Origin of the sequence: Pseudomonas sp. PDNC002, assembly GCF_016919445.1 — a bacterium.
In the GTDB taxonomy this organism is placed as follows: Bacteria; Pseudomonadota; Gammaproteobacteria; order Pseudomonadales; family Pseudomonadaceae; genus Pseudomonas.
This window is the reverse complement of sequence record NZ_CP070356.1, coordinates 2,077,194-2,093,814: the sequence shown is the minus strand read 5'-3', so window position 1 is coordinate 2,093,814 and position 16,621 is coordinate 2,077,194. Positions and strand designations below refer to the sequence as shown.

General features: G+C 66.0%; 17 protein-coding genes. 10 read left to right on the top strand and 7 right to left on the bottom strand.

What is annotated here, in order from left to right:
• Positions 1-45 precede the first annotated feature (45 nt).
• Entirely contained in the window at positions 46-1,020 is a 975-nt protein-coding gene (locus tag JVX91_RS09760; RefSeq protein ID WP_205339042.1) for an AraC family transcriptional regulator, read from the bottom strand.
• A gap of 169 nt (positions 1,021-1,189) precedes the next feature.
• Between JVX91_RS09760 and JVX91_RS09755 the strand changes: the two genes are divergently transcribed.
• Both JVX91_RS09755 and JVX91_RS09750 read left to right on the top strand, forming a co-directional pair.
• Positions 1,190-2,083 carry an NAD(P)H-binding protein gene (locus JVX91_RS09755; protein ID WP_205339041.1) on the top strand — a complete coding sequence of 298 codons (894 nt, stop codon included), beginning with the start codon at positions 1,190-1,192 and terminating at the stop codon, positions 2,081-2,083.
• 120 nt (positions 2,084-2,203) lie between these two features.
• A complete protein-coding gene (locus JVX91_RS09750) occupies positions 2,204-2,449 on the top strand; it encodes a hypothetical protein (RefSeq protein ID WP_205339040.1) in 246 nt (81 codons plus the stop codon).
• Positions 2,450-2,491: 42 nt separating this feature from the next.
• Here the strand turns inward: JVX91_RS09750 and JVX91_RS09745 are convergent, their stop codons facing one another.
• Positions 2,492-3,103 (bottom strand): class I SAM-dependent methyltransferase, encoded by a 612-nt coding sequence (locus tag JVX91_RS09745; protein WP_205339039.1) that lies wholly within the window; start codon positions 3,101-3,103, stop codon positions 2,492-2,494.
• Positions 3,104-3,330: 227 nt separating this feature from the next.
• Between JVX91_RS09745 and JVX91_RS09740 the strand changes: the two genes are divergently transcribed.
• The 5 genes from JVX91_RS09740 (at position 3,331) to prpF (ending at position 10,276) form a co-directional block, all read left to right on the top strand.
• Positions 3,331-4,053 (top strand): GntR family transcriptional regulator, encoded by a 723-nt coding sequence (locus JVX91_RS09740; protein WP_205339038.1) that lies wholly within the window; start codon positions 3,331-3,333, stop codon positions 4,051-4,053.
• Complete coding sequence (prpB, locus tag JVX91_RS09735) at positions 4,050-4,937, top strand: methylisocitrate lyase (protein WP_205339037.1); 888 nt, start codon at positions 4,050-4,052, stop codon at positions 4,935-4,937. Before JVX91_RS09740 ends, prpB begins: the two co-directional genes overlap by 4 nt.
• A 171-nt stretch (positions 4,938-5,108) precedes the next feature.
• A complete protein-coding gene (gene prpC / locus JVX91_RS09730) occupies positions 5,109-6,269 on the top strand; it encodes a 2-methylcitrate synthase (RefSeq protein WP_205339036.1) in 1,161 nt (386 codons plus the stop codon).
• A 14-nt stretch (positions 6,270-6,283) separates the two neighbouring features.
• The gene (gene acnD / locus JVX91_RS09725; RefSeq protein ID WP_205339035.1) at positions 6,284-8,893 is read left to right on the top strand and encodes a Fe/S-dependent 2-methylisocitrate dehydratase AcnD; all 2,610 of its coding nucleotides are present in this window, start codon (positions 6,284-6,286) and stop codon (positions 8,891-8,893) included.
• Between the two features lie 195 nt (positions 8,894-9,088).
• Positions 9,089-10,276, top strand: a complete 1,188-nt coding sequence (gene prpF, locus JVX91_RS09720; protein ID WP_205339034.1) for a 2-methylaconitate cis-trans isomerase PrpF — start codon at positions 9,089-9,091, stop codon at positions 10,274-10,276.
• Positions 10,277-10,630: 354 nt separating this feature from the next.
• Here prpF and JVX91_RS09715 read toward each other — a convergent pair whose 3' ends face one another.
• The 3 genes from JVX91_RS09715 to JVX91_RS09705 are packed head-to-tail and all read right to left on the bottom strand — an operon-like array spanning position 10,631 to position 12,316.
• Complete coding sequence (locus JVX91_RS09715) at positions 10,631-11,221, bottom strand: LON peptidase substrate-binding domain-containing protein (RefSeq protein ID WP_205339033.1); 591 nt, start codon at positions 11,219-11,221, stop codon at positions 10,631-10,633.
• A gap of 19 nt (positions 11,222-11,240) precedes the next feature.
• Complete coding sequence (locus JVX91_RS09710) at positions 11,241-11,954, bottom strand: LrgB family protein (protein ID WP_205339032.1); 714 nt, start codon at positions 11,952-11,954, stop codon at positions 11,241-11,243.
• A complete protein-coding gene (locus JVX91_RS09705; RefSeq protein ID WP_024764691.1) occupies positions 11,954-12,316 on the bottom strand; it encodes a CidA/LrgA family protein in 363 nt (120 codons plus the stop codon). The genes JVX91_RS09710 and JVX91_RS09705 overlap by 1 nt, the downstream gene beginning before the upstream one ends.
• Before the next feature lie 170 nt (positions 12,317-12,486).
• On the opposite strand from JVX91_RS09705, the gene JVX91_RS09700 reads away from it, so the two are divergent.
• The 3 genes from JVX91_RS09700 to JVX91_RS09690 all read left to right on the top strand — a co-directional run bounded on the left by JVX91_RS09700 (position 12,487) and on the right by JVX91_RS09690 (position 15,436).
• Complete coding sequence (locus JVX91_RS09700; RefSeq protein WP_205339031.1) at positions 12,487-12,942, top strand: MaoC family dehydratase; 456 nt, start codon at positions 12,487-12,489, stop codon at positions 12,940-12,942.
• A 91-nt stretch (positions 12,943-13,033) separates the two neighbouring features.
• Entirely contained in the window at positions 13,034-14,752 is a 1,719-nt protein-coding gene (locus JVX91_RS09695) for a C13 family peptidase (protein WP_205339030.1), read from the top strand.
• A 42-nt stretch (positions 14,753-14,794) separates the two neighbouring features.
• On the top strand, positions 14,795-15,436 hold the full coding sequence (locus JVX91_RS09690) for an oxidoreductase (protein WP_205339029.1): 642 nt from the start codon (positions 14,795-14,797) through the stop codon (positions 15,434-15,436).
• Positions 15,437-15,711: 275 nt separating this feature from the next.
• Here the strand turns inward: JVX91_RS09690 and JVX91_RS09685 are convergent, their stop codons facing one another.
• Together JVX91_RS09685 and ubiX are read right to left on the bottom strand one after the other, a co-directional pair.
• Entirely contained in the window at positions 15,712-15,999 is a 288-nt protein-coding gene (locus JVX91_RS09685; RefSeq protein ID WP_205339970.1) for a YceK/YidQ family lipoprotein, read from the bottom strand.
• Positions 15,989-16,618, bottom strand: a complete 630-nt coding sequence (gene ubiX, locus JVX91_RS09680) for a flavin prenyltransferase UbiX (RefSeq protein ID WP_205339028.1) — start codon at positions 16,616-16,618, stop codon at positions 15,989-15,991. Before ubiX ends, JVX91_RS09685 begins: the two co-directional genes overlap by 11 nt.
• Positions 16,619-16,621: the final 3 nt, after the last annotated feature.

Genomic DNA, 16,621 nt, shown 5'->3' with positions numbered 1-16,621 from the left:
TTGCCCAGCGCTTCTTCAGCCCCACGACGCAGCCCCTGGAACCGCTCAGGTTGCGCGCCGCACGCTTCCCGGCGACACGCCAATGCACCGCTTGAACGCCCGGCTGAAGGCCGCCTCGGACTGGTAGCCGAGGCGCTCGGCCAACTCCGCCACGGCGATCTCCCGTTCTTGCAGCCAGCTCAACGCCACGTGCATGCGCCAGCGGGTGACGTACTGCATCGCCGGCATGCCGACCTTCTCGGCGAAATGGGCGGCGAACGCGGAGCGCGACATGGCGGCGATATCGGCCAGGTTCGCCAGGCTCCAGCTGCGCGCCGGGTCGCGGTGGATCAGGCTCAGCGCGCGCCCCAGCTGGCGGTCCTGCAGGGCGCCGAGCCAACCGGTCTGCGCCGCCGGGTCCTGTTCGATCCAGGCGCGGATGGCCTGGATCACCAGGATGTCAGCGAGCCGGGTGATGACGGTCTCGCCGCCCGGCCGCATCGCCTGCGCCTCGCTCTCCATCAACCGCAGCGTGCTCAGCAGCCAGTCGCGCTGTCCCGGATCGCGCACCTGCGCCTCCAGCACCCGCGGCAGCAGGCGCACCAGTTGCTGGGCGGCGGGATGGTCGAAGCGCACCGCACCGCAGATCATCGCCGCCGGCTCGCCACCGCCACCCTGGCGGAGCACCTCGTAGCGGTCGCTGGCGTAGGCGCGTGGCAAATCGAACAGCCCCGCCGCCGCTTCACCCGGTGCGCTGACCAACCGATGCCCTTCGCCATGGGGTACCAGCACCAGGTCGCCGGGCACCAGCCGACGCGGTGCATCGCCCTGTGCCTCCAGCCAGCATTCGCCGAGCGTCAACACGTGGAACATCAGGCACTGCGGCATGGCGGGCAGGTCGAGTCCCCAGGGCGCGGTGAACTCCGAACGGCAGTAGAAGGTGCCGCTCATGCGCAGGAAATGCAGGGCCTCGCCCAATGGATCGGTGGAGACCGCCCAGGGATCGGGAGAATCGGCGCTGACGGATGGGGAATGGCTCATGGACTCGAGCGTGGCGTGCGGCACGATCGGCGTCCAGCGCCTCTGGACGAATGAGCATGATATGGCGATTTACAGGCATTAACCGTCCAGCCATTGCGCGAGAGACTTCCCTCCAGGCCAACGAACCCACGGCGGGCGCCGCGGGACGGCCAGCAGCGAGGACACCGCCATGATCACCGTAATGGGAGCCACCGGCCGCACCGGTTCGAGAATCTGCCATACCCTGCTGGAGGCCGGCGTGCCGGTCCGCGCCCTCGGGCGCAGCGCAGAGCGCCTGGCGCCACTGGCCGCCGCCGGCGCACAGATCGCCGTGGGCGAGCCGAATGACGCCGCCTTTCTGAGCGAGGCATTCCGGGGCGTCGAGGCGGTCTACACGCTGCTCGCCTATGGGCCTGACACCGAGGACTACCGCCGCCAGCAAGCAGCCCAGGGCGAAGCGATCACCCAGGCCATCGGCCACAGCGGCGTGCGCAATGTGGTGTTCCTCAGCAGCGTCGGCGCCGAGGTGTCCTCCGGCACTGGCCCGATCATCAGCATGCACGACCAGGAGCAGCGGCTGCGGGCAGTGCCAGCGGACGTGAACATCCTGATGCTGCGCGCCGGCGCGCTGTTCGAGAATCTCTATGGCGCGCTGGAGATCGTCCGCGCATACGGGTGCTACAGCGACGCGGTGGCGGCGGATGTCCCCGTCCCGATGGTCGCCAGTGCCGACGTGGCGGATGCGGCCGCCCGGGCCCTGCTCGACCGCGACTGGCGTGGCGTACAGGTGCGCGAGTTGCTCGGCCAGCGTGACGTCAGCTACGCCGAGGCGACCCGCCTGCTCGGCGCCGCCATTGGCCTGCCGGACCTGCCATACATCCAGGTATCCGCCGAGGAACTGACGGGCGCGCTGCTGCAGGCCGGTTACACGCCGAGCATCGCCGGCTGCTATGCGGAACTGGCCGAGGCGATCAACAGTGGACGCGTCCGCGCGCAGGAGCAGCGCTCGGCGCGAAACACCACGGCGACCTCCCTGGAGGAGTTTTCCCAGACCTGGGCCGCGTCCTACGCAGCCCTGGGCTGAAACGCGCCATCGCCGCGCAACAAAATAATTTCCTACAAATTGCTCAGAGATCCCTGATGAGTTTGGCGGCTACTCGCTGTCTAGATTAGCCGCCCATCACTTGTCAGCGAAGCACTTGCCATGCAACACGATCCCGACAGTCTCTGGGTCGAAGTGGAGACCTGGTCTCCGTATCGGCCGCAACGCCTCCTTCACGGCCGCATCAGCCGCGAGGATTACCTGGCCCTGCACCGTGGCTACGCCCCCAGCATGGTTCGCCTGGACGACTGCCAGAGCGGCCACACCCCGAGCGGGCCCGTGCAGGACCTGTTCCTCAGCAGCGCGCATATCCTCAGCATCAATCCTCTCGAGCGCAGCCAGGGCTGAGCCGCAGCGGCAGGCAAGCTCACACCTGCGTCCGCCCGGCGCTCAGTCGGCCATGCCGCGATAGACATAGGTCATCGGCCGCGGACCTGGCAGGTAATCCTGGATCAGCTCGCGCAGTTGGAAACCGCCGGACTCGATCAGCGCCGGCATGTCGCGGTCCAGGTGGCAACCGCCGGCCAGCGGCTTCCACACTGGCGTCAGCCGGTGCTGCCAAGTACGCACGCTGGCGTCCGGCGCCAGCCCATGTTCGCAGAAGAGGAATTCGCCACCGGGCTTGAGCACCCGGCGCATCTCCTTCAACGCCGCCACCGCATCAGGGATGCTGCACAGGGTGAAGGTGCAGACGATGCTGTCGAAGCTGCCGGCTTCGGCGCGGATCTGCCCCAGCTCCAGTGCCACCATCTCCACCGGAATGCCGATCCGCGCCGCGCGCTCGCGGGCGAGCTTCTGCATCTGCGCCGCGGGGTCGACGCCGACGATTGTCGACACTTTCGCCGGATCGTAGAACGACAGGTTCAGCCCGGTACCCATGCCGATCTCCAGCACCCGCCCGTGAGCGCGGGGCACCAGCAGCGAGCGCTGCTTCATCACGTCACCCATGCCGCAGGCGAAATCGATCAGTCGGGGCAGCAGGTAGCGGTCATAGAGTTGCATGGCGATCTCCGTCGTTTCGCCGATCCTAGCCGGCTCGCGCGGCACCGGCACGGCAGCCGACGAGGGGATATCCGCCAATCTCGCGCACAGCGGCGCGCCTCGGCCTTAAAGGCAAGGCATAAGTGTCGGGCCACATTAGACGATTGTCGACAATTCATCAGATCCTGATTGACCAAGAGGGTTTCCAGGGGTAGCTTTCGCCGCACATCAAGAAGATTGTCGACACCATGAGCGATAGCCTGATTCTGCCCATCCCCGCCAGCGACGACGGCGAGACCCTGTCGGAACACGTGTTCCGCAAGATCCAGTCGGCCATCGTCAAGGGCGAGATCGCCCCCGGCAGCAAGATTTCCGAGCCGGAACTGGCGCGCACCTACGGCATCAGCCGCGGTCCGCTGCGCGAGGCGATCCACCGCCTGGAAGGCCAGAAGCTGCTGGTGCGCGTACCGCACGTCGGCGCGCGAGTCGTGTCGCTCAGCCATGAGGAATTGCTGGAGCTCTACGAAATCCGCGAATCCCTCGAAGGCATGGCCTGCCGCCTGGCCGCCGAGCGCATGACCCAGGCCGAGATCGACGAACTGCGCCGGGTACTCGACACCCACGAGCGCGACGAAGCCTTCCAGGCCGGCCGTGGCTACTACCAGCAGGAAGGCGACTACGACTTCCACTACCGGATCATCCAGGGCAGCGGCAACCGCACCCTCACCCGCATGCTCTGCGGCGAGCTGTACCAGTTGGTGCGCATGTACCGCCTGCAGTTCTCGGCGACGCCCAACCGCCCGCGCCAGGCCTTCGCCGAACACCACCGGATTCTCGATGCCATCGCCGACCGTGACGGCGAACTGGCCGAGTTGCTGATGCGCCGTCACATCGGCGCCTCGAAACGCAATATGGAGCGCCATTACCTGGACGCCCACGCCAAGACAGCCAACGAACGAGGTGAACAATGAGCTACAAGACCGCCGGCCAACGCTTCCGTGAAGCCCTTGCCGAAGAAAAGCCGCTGCAGGTGATCGGCGCGATCAACGCCAACCACGCGCTGCTGGCCAAGCGCGCCGGCTTCAAGGCCATCTATCTTTCCGGTGGCGGCGTGGCGGCGGGTTCCCTCGGCCTGCCGGACCTGGGCATCAACACCCTGGATGACGTGCTCACCGACGTGCGGCGCATCACCGACGTCTGCGACCTGCCGCTGCTGGTGGACATCGACACCGGCTTCGGCCCCAGCGCCTTCAACATCGAGCGCACCGTGAAGAGCCTGATCAAGGCTGGTGCCGCCGCCGCGCACATCGAGGACCAGGTTGGCGCCAAGCGTTGCGGCCACCGTCCGGGCAAGGAAATCGTCTCCGTCGATGAAATGGCCGACCGCGTGAAAGCCGCCGCCGATGCCAAGACCGACCCGAACTTCTTCCTGATCGCCCGCACCGACGCCATCCAGGCCGAAGGCGTGGACGCCGCCATCGAGCGCTGCCAGCGCTACGTCGAGGCCGGCGCCGATGCGATCTTCGCCGAAGCCGCCTACGACCTGCCGACCTACAAGCGCTTCGTCGATGCGCTGAACGTACCGATCCTGGCCAACATCACCGAGTTCGGCGCCACACCGCTGTTCACCCGCGACGAGCTGGCCTCGGTCGGCGTGGCCATTCAGCTGTATCCGCTGTCGGCCTTCCGCGCCGCCAACAAGGCCGCCGAAGCCGTGTACACCGCGATCCGCGAGGAAGGCCACCAGCAGAACGTGATCGAGCTGATGCAAACCCGCGCGGAACTGTACGACCGCATCGGCTACCACGCCTTCGAGCAGAAGCTCGACGCGCTGTTCGCTGCCGGCAAGAAGTAATTCAGGCGACAACGGCGGATAACGCTGCGCGTTATTCGCCCTACGCCAAAACCTGAAAAACCGTAGGGCGCATAACGCCACAGGCGTTATCCGCCAACCAGATTCGAACCGAAATCCCGGCCCGTGCCGGGGGACAAGAACAAGCAACCGGATTTGATGAGGAGACACGCGATGAGCGCTACCGCAGAAACCACCACCGCCTTCAAACCCAAGAAGTCCGTGGCCCTGAGTGGCACCGCCGCTGGCAACACCGCCCTGTGCACTGTCGGCCGCACCGGCAACGACCTGCACTACCGTGGCTATGACGTCCTGGATTTCGCCAACCGCTGCGACTTCGAGGAAATCGCCCACCTGCTGGTTCACGGCAAGCTGCCCAACGTCGCCGAGCTCGCTGGCTACAAGGCCAAGCTGAAAGCCCTGCGCGGCCTGCCGGCCGGCGTGAAGGCCGCCCTGGAAACCCTGCCGCCGTCGGCCCACCCGATGGACGTGATGCGCACCGCCGTGTCCGTGCTCGGTTGCCTGTCGCCGGAGAAGGACGACCACAACCATCCGGGCGCCCGTGACATCGCCGACAAGCTGATGGCTTCGCTCGGTTCCGCGCTGCTCTACTGGTACCACTTCAGCCACAACGGCAAGCGCATCGACGTCGAGACCGACGACGACTCCATCGGCGGCCACTTCCTGCACCTGCTGCACGGTCAGAAGCCGCGCGAGTCCTGGGTGCGCGCCATGCACACCTCGCTGAACCTGTACGCCGAACACGAATTCAACGCCTCGACCTTCACCTCCCGGGTGATCGCCGGCACCGGCTCGGACATCTACTCCTGCGTCGCCGGCGCCATCGGCGCGCTGCGCGGCCCGAAACACGGCGGCGCCAACGAAGTGGCCTTCGAGATCCAAAAGCGCTACGACAATCCGGACGAAGCCGAGGCTGATATCCGTGCCCGCGTCGAGCGCAAGGAAGTGGTAATCGGCTTCGGCCACCCGGTCTACACCGTGTCCGACCCGCGCAACAAGGTGATCAAGGAAGTCGCCCACCAGCTGTCGAACGAGCAGTCGAACACCAAGATGTACGACATCGCCGAGCGCCTGGAAACCATCATGTGGGACATCAAGAAGATGTTCCCCAACCTCGATTGGTTCAGCGCCGTGAGCTACCACATGATGGGCGTGCCCACCGCGATGTTCACCCCGCTGTTCGTCATCGCCCGCACCGCCGGCTGGTCCGCCCACGTCATCGAGCAACGCATCGACGGCAAGATCATCCGCCCGAGCGCCAACTACACCGGTCCCGAAGACCTGAAGTTCGTGCCGCTCAAGGATCGCCCCTAATCATGAACGGAAAAATGAACAGCCAATACCGTAAACGCCTGCCCGGCACCGCGCTGGATTACTTCGACGCCCGCGAGGCAGTCGAGGCGATCCAGGCCGGAGCCTGGGACAAACTCCCCTACACCTCCCGCGTGCTGGCCGAACAGCTGGTGCGCCGCTGCGAGCCGGAAGACCTGACCGATTCGCTTGCGCAACTGGTCTACCGCAAGCGCGACCTCGACTTCCCCTGGTACCCGGCGCGCGTGGTCTGCCACGACATCCTCGGCCAGACCGCGCTGGTCGACCTCGCCGGCCTGCGCGACGCCATCGCCGAAAAAGGTGGCGACCCGTCCAAGGTCAACCCGGTGGTGCCGACCCAGCTGATCGTCGACCACTCGCTGGCCGTGGAAGCCGCCGGCTTCGACCCGGACGCGTTCGAGAAGAACCGCGCCATCGAGGACCGTCGCAACGAGGATCGCTTCCACTTCATCGACTGGACCAAGACAGCGTTCAAGAACGTCGATGTGATCCCCGCCGGCAACGGCATCATGCACCAGATCAACCTGGAGAAAATGAGCCCGGTGATCCAGGCGCGTGGCGGCGTCGCGTTCCCCGACACCTGCGTCGGCACCGACTCGCACACCCCGCACGTGGATGCCCTGGGCGTGATCGCGATCGGTGTCGGCGGCCTCGAAGCCGAGACCGTGATGCTCGGTCACCCATCGATGATGCGCCTGCCCGACATCGTCGGCGTCGAGCTGACCGGCAAGCGCCAGCCCGGCATCACCGCCACCGACATCGTGCTGGCGATCACCGAGTTCCTGCGCAAGGAACGCGTGGTCGGCGCCTACGTCGAGTTCTTCGGCGAGGGTGCGGACAGCCTGTCCATCGGCGACCGCGCGACCATCTCCAACATGTGCCCGGAATATGGCGCCACCGCCTCGATGTTCTACATCGACGGCCAGACCATCGACTACCTCAAGCTCACCGGCCGCGAGCCCGAGCAGGTCGAGCTGGTGGAGAACTACGCGAAGACCCTCGGCCTGTGGAGCGATGCACTCAAGACCGCCGAGTACGAGCGCGTGCTGAGCTTCGACCTGGGCAGCGTGGTGCGCAACATGGCCGGCCCGTCCAACCCGCACCGCCGCCTGCCGACCTCGGCATTGGCCGAGCGCGGCATCGCCGACGAAGCCAAGCTGGAATCCGGCCGGGTCGAGGAAGCCGAAGGCCTGATGCCCGATGGCGCGGTGATCATCGCCGCCATCACCAGCTGCACCAACACCTCCAACCCGCGCAACGTCATCGCCGCCGGCCTGGTGGCGAAGAAGGCCAACGCGCTGGGCATGATCCGCAAGCCGTGGGTGAAGACCTCCTTCGCGCCCGGCTCGAAGGTCGCCAAGCTGTACCTGGAAGAAGCCGGCCTGCTGACCGAACTGGAAAAGCTCGGCTTCGGCATCGTCGCCTACGCCTGCACCACCTGTAACGGCATGTCCGGCGCACTGGACCCGGTGATTCAGAAAGAGATCATCGACCGCGACCTGTACGCCACCGCCGTGCTCTCGGGCAACCGCAACTTCGACGGCCGTATTCACCCCTACGCCAAGCAGGCCTTCCTCGCCTCGCCGCCGCTGGTGGTCGCCTACGCCATCGCCGGTACCGTGCGTTTCGACATCGAGCAGGACCCGCTGGGCACCGACAGTCAAGGCAACCCCGTCACCCTGAAGGACCTCTGGCCGTCGGACGAAGAGATCGACGCCATCGTCGCCTCCAGCGTCAAGCCCGAGCAGTTCAAGCAGGTCTACATCCCGATGTTCGACCTGGGCACCGTGCAGGAAGCCGAAAGCCCGCTGTACGACTGGCGCCCGATGTCCACCTACATCCGCCGCCCGCCGTACTGGGAAGGCGCGCTGGCCGGCGAGCGCACGCTCAAGGGCATGCTCCCGCTGGCGATCCTGCCGGACAACATCACCACCGATCACCTGTCGCCGTCCAACGCCATCCTGGCGGACTCGGCCGCCGGTGAATACCTGGCGAAAATGGGCCTGCCGGAGGAGGACTTCAACTCCTACGCCACCCACCGCGGCGACCACCTGACCGCCCAGCGCGCCACCTTCGCCAACCCGCAACTGGTCAACGAAATGGCCGTGGTGAACGGTGAAGTGAAGAAGGGTTCGCTGGCCCGCGTGGAGCCAGAAGGCAAGGTGATGCGCATGTGGGAAGCCATCGAAACCTACATGAACCGCAAGCAGAACCTGATCATCGTCGCCGGCGCCGACTACGGCCAGGGCTCGTCCCGCGACTGGGCGGCCAAGGGCGTGCGCCTGGCCGGTGTGGAAGTGATCGTCGCCGAAGGCTTCGAGCGCATCCACCGTACCAACCTCGTGGGCATGGGCGTGCTGCCGGTGGAGTTCAAGCCGGGCACCACGCGCCTGACCCTGGGCCTGGACGGCACCGAGACCTACGACATCAAGGGCGACGTCTCGCCGCGCTGCGACCTGACCCTGGTGGTCAATCGCCGCAATGGTGAAGTGGTCGAAGTCCCGGTCACCTGCCGCCTGGACACCGCCGCCGAAGTGAAGGTGTACAACGCCGGTGGCGTGCTGCAGCGCTTTGCCAAGGACTTCCTGGAAGGCGCGGTAGCGTGATGTAAGTGCTTCGTCCTGCTATCTGCAGTGGGCCGGAGCAAGAGACCCTCTCCCTAACCCTCTCCCTGAAGGGAGAGGGGACCGTTCGGTGCAGGATAAAACCACTGCGTCAGCCGGCACGGTCAGTTCCCTCTCCCTGAAGGGAGAGGGCGGGGGGAGAGGGTTCCCCACACCGAACAACCAGGTATCGACCCCATGCCCCACGTACCCCAAGTGAAGATCCCCGCCACCTACATCCGCGGCGGCACCAGCAAGGGCGTGTTCTTCCGCCTGCAGGACCTGCCCGAGCGTTGCCAGGTACCCGGTGAGGCCCGCGACAAGCTGTTCATGCGCGTGATCGGCAGCCCCGATCCGTACAGCGCGCACATCGACGGCATGGGCGGCGCGACCTCCAGCACCAGCAAGTGCGTGATCCTGTCGAAAAGCACCCAGCCCGATCACGACGTCGACTACCTCTACGGGCAGATTTCCATCGACAAGGCCTTCGTCGACTGGAGCGGCAACTGCGGCAACCTCTCCACGGCCGCCGGCTCCTTCGCCATCCACGCCGGCCTGGTCGATCCCTCGCGCATTCCGGATAACGGCACCTGTGTGGTGCGCATCTGGCAGGCGAATATCCAGAAGACCATCATCGCCCACGTGCCGATCACCAACGGCCAGGTCCAGGAAACCGGTGACTTCGAGCTGGACGGCGTGACCTTCCCCGCCGCCGAGATCGTGCTGGAGTTCCTCGATCCGTCCGACGATGGCGAAGACGGCGGCTCGATGTTCCCCACCGGCAACCTGGTGGACGACCTGGAAGTGCCCGGCATCGGCACCTTCAAGGCGACCATGATCACCGCCGGCATCCCGACCATCTTCGTCAACGCCCAGGACATCGGCTACACCGGCGCCGAGCTGCGCGAAGCGATCAATGGCGACCCCGAGCAACTGGCGCGCTTCGAGAAATTCCGCATCGCCGGCGCCCTGCGCATGGGCCTGATCAAGACTCCCGAAGAAGCCGCGACCCGCCAGCACACGCCGAAGATTGCCTTCGTCGCGCCGGCGAAGAACTACGTCACCTCCAGCGGCAAGGAAGTCCAGGCCGGCGACATCGACCTGCTGGTGCGTGCGTTGTCCATGGGCAAGCTGCACCACGCCATGATGGGCACCGCCGCCGTGGCCATCGGCACCGCCGCCGCTATCCCCGGCACCCTGGTGAACCTCGCTGCCGGCGGTGGCGAACGCAGTGCCGTGCGCTTCGGCCACCCCTCCGGCACCCTGCGTGTGGGCGCCGAGGCGAAGCAGGTGAACGGCGAGTGGACCGTGACCAAGGCCATCATGAGCCGCAGCTCGCGCATCCTCATGGAAGGCTGGGTACGGGTGCCGGGCGATTCGTTCTGATTGCCGCCCTGCTCCGTCAACAACAAGGCCCGCATATGCGGGCCTTGTCGTTTCAGGGAGAGATCGTGCCTGGGCTTGCCCTCACCCCAACCCTCTCCCAGAGGGAGAGGGGGCCGTTCGGAGCAGGCAATAAATACGTCGTTCCCTGGAGACTCGGTCTATCAGGCGCGGACTCCCTCTCCCCTTGGGAGAGGGCCGGGGTGAGGGCTGATCAACGCGCCGATGCATCCCAGTAGGCACGAGCGACACACTTTTGATCTCGTAGGAGCGGAGCTTCTCCGCGAACACCGGCGCGAGCTGAACGCTTCGCGGACAAGGTCCGCTCCTACGAATGCGCCCGATGCAGATCTGGCGTCAGGCGACGAAATCACCCTGCAACTGCTCCAGCAGAACCTGGATGCGCGCCAGGCGCACGGTCGGGTCGTCCATCTCCAGCAGCACCTGCTTCTGGTCGCGCTCGAAGGGCAGCAGGTAGGCGAGCTGGCAGGCCAGTTCCTGCTGCCCGTTGACCTCGCCACCCATCTCCAGCGCCGAAACCATGGGGTGCATGGACAGCGCCTCGAGCAGCGCAGCGAGGTCGTCGTGTTCCTTCGTCAGCGGCTGGTTCGGCTGCTCGTCCAGCCACTCCACTTCAGCCACCGTCAGCTGGTCCGTCTGCACGTTGGCGGAGAGCACGCGGAAGCGCCGGCCGCCCTCGACACGAATGCCCAGCAGGCCGTTGGACTGCTGCTTCCAGTCCTTGATGTGCGCCTCGCAGCCAACCAGGCTGTAGCGCTCCGGCGCATCGCCGACTTCCTCGCCCTCGACGATGGCCACCACGCCGAACCCGCCGTTCTGCTTCATGCAGCGGCCGATCATGTCCAGGTAGCGCGCTTCGAATATCTGCAGGTCGAGGCGGCAGCCGGGGAACAGCACGGTATTGAGGGGGAAGAGCGGAAAACTCATGGGTACTCCATTGGGCAATTCAGGCGATCAGCGCTACCGCCAACGGTAGCAGCACAGCGGTGGCCACGCCCATCAGGCTCATCGCCAGGGCGGCGAAGGCGCCACACTCCTCGCCCTCCTGCAGGGCGCGGGAGGTGCCCACGGCGTGAGCGGTCATGCCCAGCGCCATACCCTGCGCGGCCGGGTGATGAACGCCGACGCGACGCAGCAGCTCCGGGCCGAGAATGGCGCCGAGCACGCCGGTGATCAGCACGAACACTGCCGCCAGCGCAGCCACGCCACCGATCTGGCTGGCCACCAGCATGGCGATGGGCGAGGTCACCGACTTGGGCGCCAGGCTCATCAGCAACTCGTGATCGACGCCGAACAGCCAGCCCAGGCCGATGCCCAGCGCGGTGGCGAACAGACCGCCCACCAGCAGGGTGATCAACGTCGGCCAGAACAGCTGGCGGATGCGCTTGAGGTTGAGGAATAGCGGCACCGCCAGCGCGACAGTGGCGGGCCCGAGGAGGATGGTCAGCACCTTGGCGCTGTTGCTGTACTCGCTGTAGTCGATGCCGCAGGCCAGCAGCACTGCGATGACGATGAGCATGGAGACGAGCACCGGCTGCAGGAACACCCAGCGCGTGCGCTCGTAGGCGGCCAGCGCCAGCTGGTAGCCGCCGAGGGTGACGCCGACGCAGAACAGCGGATGGTGGATGACGGAGTTCACCGCGCCTTGCCAGTCGAACATCAGGCGTTCTCCTTCTGCTTGCGCTGGCGGTCGATGAGCTTCTGCATCAGCCAGCCGGCGAACACGAAGGACACCAGCAGCGACAGCGCCAGGGCGCCGGCGATCGCCCAGAAATCCGCGGCGATCTGCTTCGCGTAGGCCATCACGCCCACCGCCGCCGGCACCAGCAGCAGCGGCAGGTAGCGCAGCAGCGAGGCCGCGGCCTCATTGACCGGCTTGCTCACCTCGCCGTTCCACACCAGGAAGGCGAACAGCAGCACCAGCCCAATGATCGGGCCGGGAATCATGTGCAGGATGAGAGCATTCAGGCCCGTGCCGAGCAGTTGGAACAGCACCAGCCAGGTCAGGCCGCGTAACAACATCAGGAACATCTCCAGCGCAATGAGCGGACATTATGCCCGCCCGGCGCCCGCTATGGCGCGGCATTCGCCCAAAGCATGAATGCTTGACCCCGCCTGGGCGCCATGCTGATCTACTGGCGGACTCTCACGTAGGCCGTACTAAGAAGAACAACGTATTCCCCGGAGGAAACATGGCATTCGTACCTGTAAACGCACTGAAGGACTACATCGGCAAGGACCTGGGCCATTCGCAGTGGATCACCATCGATCAACAGCGCATCAACCAGTTCGCCGAGTGCACCGAGGACCACCAGTTCATACACGTCGACCCGGAGAAGGCGAAGAAGACGCCCTTCGGCGGCACCATCGCCCACGGCTTCCTGTCGCTGTCGCTGATCCCCAAGCTCTGCGAGGGCCTGCTGGTCCTGCCGGAGAACCCCAAGATGGTGGTCAACTACGGCCTGGACAGCGTGCGTTTCATCCAGCCAGTACCGGTGGACTCGCGCGTGCGCCTGCAGGTGACCATCACCGACATCACCGAGAAGAACCCCGGCCAGTGGCTGATCAAGGCACGCTGCACCCTGGAGATCGAAGGCCTGCCCAAGCCGGCCTACATCGCCGAATCCCTGAGCCTGTGCTTCGTCTGACGGCTGCTGCACAACGCTGAAAAAAAGCCCGCGACCGCGGGCTTTTTTGCGTCACACTGCCCCTGCGCCCTACCGTCGATTCGAGATTCCCATGTCACGTTTCCTCCTGCCCTTGAGCCTCGCCCTGACCCTCGCCGCCTGCGGGGAAGGTGAACCGCTGACCCCGCCCGATGCCCGCCTGCCCGATGGCGCGCGCTACCGCGGCGAACTGGTGAACGGCCAGTTGCAGGGCAAGGGCCGGCTGGATTACAGCAATGGCGCCTGGTACGAGGGCGGCTTCGACAAGGGTCTGCAGAGCGGCCAGGGCAAGTGGGTCGACGGCACCGGCACGGTCTATGAGGGCGAATTCCGTGACGGCACGTTCGAGGGTCGCGGCCGCTTGCAATACTCCGACGGCAGTGTCTACGAGGGCCAGTTCAAGCGCGGCGAATCGGACGGCGAAGGCCGCCTGGTCCAGGGCGAAACAAACTACAGCGGTGGCTTCCGCAAGGGCCTCTATGAGGGCCTGGGCAGCCTCGAACAGGCCGACGGAACCCGCCACCAGGGCTTCTTCGCCAAGGGTGTGGCCAACGGCGAAGGTGCCCGCCAGGACAGCCTCGGCAACCAGTACAGCGGTCAGTTCAAGAACGGCGTGCTCGAGGGCAAGGGCACCTTCCGCGACGACGCCGGCGATCACTACAGCGGCGAATTCCGCAACGACCAGTTCGACGGCTCCGGGCGCTTCCAGAACGCCAACGGCGATGTCTGGCTCGGTCGCTTCAAGGCTGGCGCACTGAGCGGACCGGGCGAATTCATCGGCGTCGATGGCAGCCGCTACAAGGGCGAGTTCCGCGCCTGGCGTTTCGACGGCAAGGGCACGCTGACTCGTTCCGACGGCCAGACCTATACAGGCGGCTTCGCCCGAGGCGAGTACTCGGGCGAAGGTACACTTACCCGCCCCGACGGCAGCGCGCAAAAGGGCATCTGGAGCGCCGGCCAGTTGCGCCAGGACGCCGCCGGCATGCTGCTGCCCAATCCGTTGGAAATCGGCCTGCTGGAACAGGGCGCGATGCTGGACAAGGCGCTGGCGGCCATTCCGCAATCCACACCCGCCATTGAACTCTACGGCGTCAGCCTCGGCGGCGACGGCAAGCAGAGCGTGTTCCTGCGCGAGGCGGACTACGTCGCCAACCTGCTCGGCGAACGCTTCGGCGCCCGCGGCGTGGTGCGCCTGGTGAACCACCGCGATCATCTCGCCGACCGCCCCATGGCCACCCGCGAAACCCTCGCCCGCACCTTGCGCACGATCGCCGAACGCAGCGGCCCGGAAGACCTGGTGTTCATCTACCTGACCAGCCACGGCTCCCACGACCACCAACTGGTGCTGGACATGCCCGGCCTGAAACTGAACAACCTGCCGGCCAGCGAACTGGCCAGCCTGCTCGCCCCGCTCAAGGACCGCTACAAAGTGCTGGTGATCTCCGCCTGCTACAGCGGCGGCTTCATCCCCGCGCTCAAGGACGACAAGACCCTGATCATGACCGCCGCCCGCAGCGACCGGGTGTCCTTCGGCTGCTCCGAGGAGGCCGACTTCACCTACTTCGGCGATGCGCTGTTCGCCAAGGCCTTCCAGCAGACAGACGATCTGAAGCAGGCTTTCGCGCTGGCCAGCGACACCGTGGCCAAGCGCGAGAAGGAGGAAAAGTTCGAGCCGTCGGAGCCGCAACTCTGGGCGCCGGACGCGGTCATCAGCCGCTGGCGGGCCTTGCGCGCGCAGCAGTCGCAGGCGGCCTTCGACACGAAGAATGCCGCCGCGCAGGCAAAACAATAGGGCGGCAACTAAGCTGGACAGTGTGTCAGGGGAGAAACACCTATGGTCTTGAAACCGACGAACATTCTGCTTGCCGGAGCCACCGGCCTGACCGGCGAGCATCTGCTCGACCGGATGCTCAACGAACCCACGGTCAAACGCGTCGTCGCCCCCGCCCGGCGGCCGCTGGCGGAACATCCGCGCCTGCAGAACCCTGTCGGCCCGCTGGCCGAACTCATTCCGCAACTGACAGGGTCAGTGGATACCGTGTTCTGCTGCCTGGGCACCACGCTCAAGGAAGCGGGTTCGGAAGAAGCCTTCCGCAGCGTCGATTTCGACCTGCCGCTGGCGCTGGGCGCGCGCGGCCTGGAGCTGGGTGCGCGGCACTACATCGTGGTCAGCGCGCTGGGCGCAGACAGCAAGTCGTCGATCTTCTACAGCCGGGTGAAAGGCGAGTTGGAAGATGCCCTTCGCCAGCAAGGCTGGCCGCAACTGACCATCGCCCGCCCTTCCCTGCTGCTGGGTCAGCGCGAGGAAATCCGCCTCGCCGAACTGCTTGCCGCGCCCTTCTCACGCATGCTCCCCGGCAAGCTACACGGCATCGAGGCCATCGCCTTGGCCCGAGCCCTCTGGCGCCTGGCGCTGGAAACCGGCAAGGGCACCCGCATTGTCGAATCGGACGAGCTGCGCAAACTGGGCAAGTAGCGCCACCCATGGCGCTTGAGGGAACAACTGTCTTCTCCCTGCAAGTCCGTGCCTGTGCGCTCCCCTCACCCCAGCCCTCTCCCGATGGGAGAGGGAGCAGTCCTCTGCGAAAAGTAACGGTGGCTGTTCCCCGGAAATGTCAGGGAGCAATATGCTTTCCGAGCACGCTGACCAGTCCTCTCTCCCTCAGGAGCGGGGCGCGTAGCCAGGGCTAGGGTGAGGGCAAGCCATCGCGCCATGGATCGGTGGTGAGCAGACCGATTACGGGAACTGGCTCAGTTCCCGCCCCACACCTGCAGGCCAACCCCCAGTTCCGCGGCGATCGAAAGCGGCAGCAGCAACGTATCCAGCAGCGCACTGCCGGGCAGGTCCAGGCCAGGGTAAGCCGGCGCGTCCGTGCCGAAATGATCCTTCGGGCAACAGCCGCCATTGAGCGAATACCAGTCCAACCGGGTGCCGGCATAGATCAGTGGATCGCCGGGGCGGCTGTCGTTGAGGGTTTTCACGGTGGCACAGCCGCCCAATTGCAGCAGCAACAGGGCGGCGAAGAGCTTATTCGTCACTGACAAGATGGTGTTCGCCCCAGCGCGGCAGCATGTCCTGGGGAATGCCCAGTTGATTGAGGATGCGCGCAACGACGAAGTCGATCAGGTCGTCCACCGTCTGCGGCTGGTGATAGAAGCCCGGAGCGGCGGGCAGGATCACCGCGCCCATATTGGACAGCTTGAGCATGTTCTCCAGGTGGATGCTGGAGAACGGTGCCTCGCGCGGCACCAGGATCAACTGGCGGCGCTCCTTCAGCGCCACATCGGCGGCACGTTCGATCAGGTTGTTGCAGGCGCCGGTGGCGATGGCCGACAGAGTCCCCGTCGAGCAGGGCACCACCACCATCGCGCTGGGCGCGCCGGACCCGGAGGCCACCGGAGCCATCCAGTCTTCCTTGCCGTAGACGCGGATCTGCCCGGGGGCTGCGCCGGTGTATTCACTGAGGAAGGCCTGCATCGCCTGCGGCTTGCTCGGCAGGGTCACGTCGGTCTCGGTGGCAACGACCAGTTGCGCGGCCTTGGAGATCAGGAAGTGCACCTCGCGGTCTTCCTGCACCAGGCAGTCGAGCAGGCGCAGGCCGTACTGGGCGCCGGAGGCGCCGGTCATGGCGAGGGTGACGCGTTCGGCTCCGGGCATCGC

What these genes read in the sequence shown, in the direction of transcription:
- JVX91_RS09760 (WP_205339042.1), bottom strand. Translation starts at nt 1,020, where the DNA reads ATGAGCCATTCCCCATCCGTCAGCGCCGATTCTCCCGATCCCTGGGCG.
- JVX91_RS09755 (WP_205339041.1), top strand. Translation starts at nt 1,190, where the DNA reads ATGATCACCGTAATGGGAGCCACCGGCCGCACCGGTTCGAGAATCTGC.
- JVX91_RS09750 (WP_205339040.1), top strand. Translation starts at nt 2,204, where the DNA reads ATGCAACACGATCCCGACAGTCTCTGGGTCGAAGTGGAGACCTGGTCT.
- JVX91_RS09745 (WP_205339039.1), bottom strand. Translation starts at nt 3,103, where the DNA reads ATGCAACTCTATGACCGCTACCTGCTGCCCCGACTGATCGATTTCGCC.
- JVX91_RS09740 (WP_205339038.1), top strand. Translation starts at nt 3,331, where the DNA reads ATGAGCGATAGCCTGATTCTGCCCATCCCCGCCAGCGACGACGGCGAG.
- prpB (WP_205339037.1), top strand. Translation starts at nt 4,050, where the DNA reads ATGAGCTACAAGACCGCCGGCCAACGCTTCCGTGAAGCCCTTGCCGAA.
- prpC (WP_205339036.1), top strand. Translation starts at nt 5,109, where the DNA reads ATGAGCGCTACCGCAGAAACCACCACCGCCTTCAAACCCAAGAAGTCC.
- acnD (WP_205339035.1), top strand. Translation starts at nt 6,284, where the DNA reads ATGAACAGCCAATACCGTAAACGCCTGCCCGGCACCGCGCTGGATTAC.
- prpF (WP_205339034.1), top strand. Translation starts at nt 9,089, where the DNA reads ATGCCCCACGTACCCCAAGTGAAGATCCCCGCCACCTACATCCGCGGC.
- JVX91_RS09715 (WP_205339033.1), bottom strand. Translation starts at nt 11,221, where the DNA reads ATGAGTTTTCCGCTCTTCCCCCTCAATACCGTGCTGTTCCCCGGCTGC.
- JVX91_RS09710 (WP_205339032.1), bottom strand. Translation starts at nt 11,954, where the DNA reads ATGTTCGACTGGCAAGGCGCGGTGAACTCCGTCATCCACCATCCGCTG.
- JVX91_RS09705 (WP_024764691.1), bottom strand. Translation starts at nt 12,316, where the DNA reads ATGTTGTTACGCGGCCTGACCTGGCTGGTGCTGTTCCAACTGCTCGGC.
- JVX91_RS09700 (WP_205339031.1), top strand. Translation starts at nt 12,487, where the DNA reads ATGGCATTCGTACCTGTAAACGCACTGAAGGACTACATCGGCAAGGAC.
- JVX91_RS09695 (WP_205339030.1), top strand. Translation starts at nt 13,034, where the DNA reads ATGTCACGTTTCCTCCTGCCCTTGAGCCTCGCCCTGACCCTCGCCGCC.
- JVX91_RS09690 (WP_205339029.1), top strand. Translation starts at nt 14,795, where the DNA reads ATGGTCTTGAAACCGACGAACATTCTGCTTGCCGGAGCCACCGGCCTG.
- ubiX (WP_205339028.1), bottom strand. Translation starts at nt 16,618, where the DNA reads ATGCCCGGAGCCGAACGCGTCACCCTCGCCATGACCGGCGCCTCCGGC.